At 37.1% G+C, this 5,608-nt stretch carries 5 protein-coding genes; all 5 read left to right on the forward strand.

The window, feature by feature from the left end; translation table 11 throughout:
* Positions 1 to 449 precede the first annotated feature (449 nt).
* The 5 genes from yajC to ABXH34_RS17385 all read left to right on the forward strand — a co-directional run bounded on the left by yajC (position 450) and on the right by ABXH34_RS17385 (position 5,420).
* Positions 450 to 779: a preprotein translocase subunit YajC gene (yajC, locus tag ABXH34_RS17365; RefSeq protein WP_353573147.1), complete on the forward strand. Its 330-nt coding sequence runs from the start codon at positions 450 to 452 to the stop codon at positions 777 to 779.
* Between the two features lie 89 nt (positions 780 to 868).
* Positions 869 to 2,734, forward strand: a complete 1,866-nt coding sequence (secD, locus tag ABXH34_RS17370; protein ID WP_353573148.1) for a protein translocase subunit SecD — start codon at positions 869 to 871, stop codon at positions 2,732 to 2,734.
* A 99-nt stretch (positions 2,735 to 2,833) separates the two neighbouring features.
* On the forward strand, positions 2,834 to 3,775 hold the full coding sequence (gene secF / locus ABXH34_RS17375) for a protein translocase subunit SecF (RefSeq protein ID WP_353573149.1): 942 nt from the start codon (positions 2,834 to 2,836) through the stop codon (positions 3,773 to 3,775).
* A gap of 179 nt (positions 3,776 to 3,954) precedes the next feature.
* Entirely contained in the window at positions 3,955 to 4,287 is a 333-nt protein-coding gene (locus ABXH34_RS17380) for a hypothetical protein (RefSeq protein ID WP_353573150.1), read from the forward strand.
* 95 nt (positions 4,288 to 4,382) lie between these two features.
* On the forward strand, positions 4,383 to 5,420 hold the full coding sequence (locus ABXH34_RS17385; protein ID WP_353573151.1) for an MraY family glycosyltransferase: 1,038 nt from the start codon (positions 4,383 to 4,385) through the stop codon (positions 5,418 to 5,420).
* Positions 5,421 to 5,608 lie beyond the last annotated feature (188 nt).

Below are 5,608 nucleotides of genomic sequence, written 5' to 3' on the forward strand. Positions count from 1 at the left end.
ATGTAGTAATAATCTGTTTCAAATTGTTTTGTGTTCATATATTCCCCAGTGCTAGGCAAAGCTTATTTAATTCATAAGCTATTCTATTTTAAGAACATACGTAGTTATAAATTGGATCAATACCAGTTACAGAATACCCGTTAGGACTTTTAGATTTAATTTAGAGTACTTCCTAATATGCTCAGATCAGTTTGGCATGTATGGTTTATGTTCTTTTTTTAATCTTTGCATCATCTAAATTAGGTAAGATGTTAGCCATCAGGATAACTATTTCCTCGAAGAGTCTCGACCTTCATAATCTATGACAAAACAACGAGACGAGTATAAATGCGATTTTTTTAGAAGATATTACTTTTATTGTCTTAAATCAATTCAATCTAAAATCCAAAATACTCAAAGCTATGGCATAATATAGCATTTACCGAATAATAACCAAGGATTGATATTGTATGGATTTTCTAATTGCAGCCGCTCATGCAGAAGGTGCAACCGCGACTCAAGGTGGTGGATTCGCAAGCTTTATTCCCCTAGTCATTTTGATTGTGGTGTTCTACTTCCTTTTAATTCGTCCACAGCAACAACGAGTTAAAGATCACAACAATATGGTCACATCACTACAAAAAGGTGATGAAATTGTAACCAATGGTGGCTTATTAGGTCGAATTATTGATATTGGTGAAAATTTCATTCAAATCCAAATTGCGCAAAATACTGAGGTGAAGATTCAACGCCAAGCAGTATCTTCCATTATGCCAAAAGGTACAATGAAGAACTTATAAGCAACAATGCAAAATAGGGCAAATTTTATCGTCTTATTTATAAAGATGGAAAGCCCTGTGCCCATGACAAAAGGATGTAATAACAAACAATGAATCATTACCCACTTTGGAAAAATTTACTGATTGTATTTGTAATTGCTGTATGTACCTTGTACGCGTTGCCAAACTTATTTGGTGAAAACCCAGCTGTACAAATTTCTGCTGGTTATGCTCGCGATACAAAAATGGATGAAAATGTAAAAGATAAAGCGTTAGCTAAATTGAAAGCGGCCAATATTGACTACATTCAAGTTGAATTGGACGAAAATCAATTGTTAATTCGCTTTGCGGATACAGAAGTGCAATTAAAAGCATACTCTTTATTAAAAGATGATATGGGTAAGGATTTTGTCGTTGCACAAAACCTAGCCCCTGCCACACCGAGTTGGCTGGCTGCATTAGGCGCGAAACCAATGTATTTAGGTTTAGATTTACGTGGTGGTGTCCATTTCTTAATGGAAGTGGATATGGATGAAGCGATTAAGCAAGATGAAGAGCTGCTTATTGACGAGCTTAAATTGGTTTTTCGTGAAAAGAAATTATATAACCAAGGCCTACAACGTTCACGAAATCAAGGTATTAAAGTCTTATTTAGAGAAGCAACATATCGTGATAAAGCAAAGCAATTATTAGCTACAGATTATCAAGATTTAAAAGTCGTGGAATATGGCAGTGCAGAAGAATATGGTTTGCAATTTTCATTTACCGATAGTTCACTGACTCAGCGTCGTCGTGATGCCTTACAACAAAACATTACCACATTACGTAACCGTGTCAATGAATTAGGGGTGGCTGAGCCTGTGATTCAACAACAAGGTGATGAGCGTATCATCGTACAATTACCAGGTATTCAAGATACCGCACGGGCTAAAGAAATCTTAGGTGCGACCGCCAGTTTAGAATTCCGTTTGACCGAAGGTGATTATCAAAATTGGATGGATGCGGAAAATAATGGGACTAAACCACGTGGTTCAAAATTGTATCATCGTCGTGATGGTTCACCCGTCTTGTTGAAAAACAGTGTCATTGTTTCTGGCGATCAAATCACCAATGCAACTTCTGGTTTTGACCAAAATAGTGGCTCACCTGCAACCCACGTGACCTTAAATGGCAAGGGTGGCAAACGCATGTTAAAAACAACCACTAAAAATGTCGGCAAACCGATGGCGGTTGTGTTTATTGAATATCAAATGGAAACCAAAGTCATTAACGGTCAGACCATCAAATCAACCAAGAAAAAAGAAGAAGTGGTTAACATTGCTACGATTCAAGAGCCATTCGCAAATAATTTCCAAATCACAGGTTTAGGCGCGAAAGAAGCCACTAATTTAGCCTTGATTTTGCGTGCAGGTGCGTTGAAAGCCCCTATGGAAATTGTTGAAGAACGTACGATTGGCCCAAGCTTGGGTAAAGAAAATATTGCTCAAGGTCAACTCTCTATTATTATTGGCTTTCTTATTGTGATGGTATTCATGGTATTACGTTATAAAGTATTTGGCATGGCTGCTAACATTGCATTGTTGATGAACGTGGTGATTTTGATTGCTTTATTGTCTTTATTACAAGCGACTTTAACTTTACCAGGTATGGCAGGTATTGTATTAACACTGGGCATGGCAGTTGATGCTAACGTTTTGATTTTTGAGCGTATCCGAGAGGAAATGGCCAATAATAGCTCGCCACAAGCCAGTATTTTTGCAGGTTATGAAAAGGCCTTTGGCACGATTGCCGATGCGAATATTACTACTTTGATTGCAGCCGTGATGTTACTCAGTTTTGGTACAGGGCCAATTAAAGGTTTTGCTGTGACCTTATCACTAGGCATTATCACTTCAATGTTTACTGCGATTTTAGTCAGTCGTGCAATTATCAACTTGGTATATGGCAATAAATCTAAAGTGAAATTAGCCATCTGATTAAATGAACAATGCACAGTGAACAATTAACAGAAACGTAAAACCTATTTAGGAAATGCGTAAATTGCTCTTAATTGTTTGCTGATTACAGGTAAAAATATGAATATTCTGAGTCGTTTTGATTATAGCTATGATTTTCTTGGTAAGCGTAAAGCTGCTGCCGTGGTCTCTGGTATTTTGATACTGATTTCTTTAGTGTCGATTGGGATTAAAGGTCTGTCTTATGGCGTTGACTTTACTGGGGGTACGTTAGTTGAAGTAAGCTATAATATTCCTGCTGAGTTAGACAAAGTGCGTACTTTGTTACATTCCAATGGATTTGAAGATGCGGTGGTACAAAATTTTGGGACAACTAAAGATGTGTTGATTCGTTTAGGCGTGTATGAAGACATGAAAAATGACCAACTCAGCAGCAAAATTTTAACCTTATTACAACAACAAGACCCTGATGTTGTAATGCGTCGAGTTGAATTTGTTGGGCCTAAAGTCGGTGGTGAATTGGTTGAAAAAGGTGGGATGGCAATTTTACTCACTTTATTCGGGATTTTGATTTACGTTACTTTGCGTTTTGAATACCGTTTTGCATTTGGTTCAATTGCGGCGTTGATTCACGATACTGTGATTACAGTCGGCTTTTTCTCCTTATTAGGTTTAGAATTTGATTTGACCGTATTGGCTGCGGTGTTGGCGGTAATTGGTTATTCATTGAATGATACGATTGTGGTATTTGACCGTATTCGTGATAATTTCTTGAAAATGCGTAAACAAAACGCTGAGCAAGTGGTGAATAGATCCATTAACCAAATTTTAGGTCGTACAGTAATGACCTCGGTTACAACATTATTGGTATTATTGGTATTATTCTTTGCAGGTGGTGAATTGATTCACAATTTTGCAGTTGCCTTGATTGTCGGTGTGGTTGTTGGTACTTATTCTTCAATCTACATTGCAAGTGCTACCGCGTTGTATTTAGGTATTAGTAAAGCGGATTTGATGCCTGTGCAGAAAGAAGGTGCACCTGTTGTAGACGATCTTCCTTAAAACAGCCTTTATTGTCATGCTCTGAGCGTGTAAAAGAATTTCATTTTTTGTATTGTCGAGAACGCAAAATCAGTATTACGATTCAAAAACAATGCACAATGGTATTCTTTTTCAGCCTCTTAGCATGGTAATGCAACTGAGATGTTTCTTGTCATATCTTCACTTCCAGCTAATTCATAATGAAAACACCTACAAAAAAACAATTGCTCAATATTAATATCATATCGGGATTATTGCTTATTCCATTTCCTATGTTTTTTATCGGTGCAGGCTTTTTATTTAGTGCCCCCGGTTCTGAGTATGGCATTATCAACAACCTGATGTATTACAGTATTATCACTTATCCTGTCAGTTTTTTATTTGCGGTTTTAGGAACATGGTTAGGTTATAAACGCGGCAAAAATGTATTTGCTTGGTATATAAGTTTGCTACCCTTTTTAAATATATTGGCATTTTTAGCAGGTTTAGCAGTTATCATTTTGGCTTGTGATGGGTCTTTGGTTTGTTACTAATAGGTATTAACAATTATTCCCATTTTCGGCAAAAACCGCGTATCATATTGCTCACATTTCAACCCATGCCCATCACATAGACATTGCAGTATCTTATGAGTTTTGGCCTACTACTATTTTTCTGCGCGTTCCTACTATCATGGGGCTTAACCGCCTATTTATCCCATATTGCTCTGCAACGCGATTTAGTTGATTCTCCAAATCACCGTTCTTTGCATACGCAACCCACGCCACTTGTAGGTGGTCTTGCGATGTTGATTTCATTGATGGCCACGGTTTTACTCGCAAGCTTTTGGATGCCTGATTTACTCATCGTTGTGCCACATCAATTTTGGTTGCCGTTGTTGTTTGTGGCAAGTATTTCTTGTATAGATGATTATCGCTCAATATCAGCAGGTTTACGATTATTGGTGCATTTTATTGCGGCCTTTTGGTTATTGTCTGATTGGCAAATTTGGATTCAATGTATTTCTCTACCCATGTTTGCAATTATTTTACCGCCTTTTTTAAAACTTATTGTTTCTAGCTTATTTATTGTATGGATGGTCAATTTATACAATTTTATGGATGGAATGGATGGCTTTGCAGGCGGAATGGCTGTGATAGGGTTTGGTACATTAGCGATTCTGGGCAGTTTAGTGGGTGCGCATGAATTTGTTTTATTAAATACGCTGATTGTTGCGGTATCTCTAGGATTTTTAATGCTTAATTTTCCACCTGCAACCGTATTTATGGGCGATACAGGTTCATCCAGTTTAGGCTATTTGGCTGCATTGATGAGTTTATGGGGTGCATCTTGGGGTTTATATCCTGTTTGGATTGCCGTTTTAATTTTCTCACCTTTTATTGTTGATGCAACCATGACCTTAGTATGGCGATTCCTTGATGGAGAAAAGATATGGCATGCACATAAAACCCATTATTATCAAAGATTAGTACAACTAGGATGGGGGCATCGCAAAACCGTTTTATGGCAATATGGCTTGATGTTGGCCTGTAGTATTTCTGCAATTATTGCCGTATTTGTAACATCTTTCTGGCAATCGATTATTTTAATCAGTTGGTGTGTGATTTATATCTTGTTAGCCCAAAAGGTTGCCCATTTAGAACAGGCTGTACAAAAGACCATTTAAAGCTCATGTTCTGGTAGCAATGTAAAATGCAGCACCACTTTATCTTAAAATATTAATTATTAAAAATAAGTTTCATGCTCTAACACTACAATTTATATCACTACCTTTACAATATTACCAACAGGTATATTACAGCTTAGATGACTCAGTTTTATTAAGCTGTTTTTTAATCATAGGCACTATAGCTC

Origin of the sequence: Candidatus Albibeggiatoa sp. nov. BB20 (assembly GCA_016744725.1) — a bacterium.
GTDB lineage: Bacteria > Pseudomonadota > Gammaproteobacteria > Beggiatoales > Beggiatoaceae > Albibeggiatoa.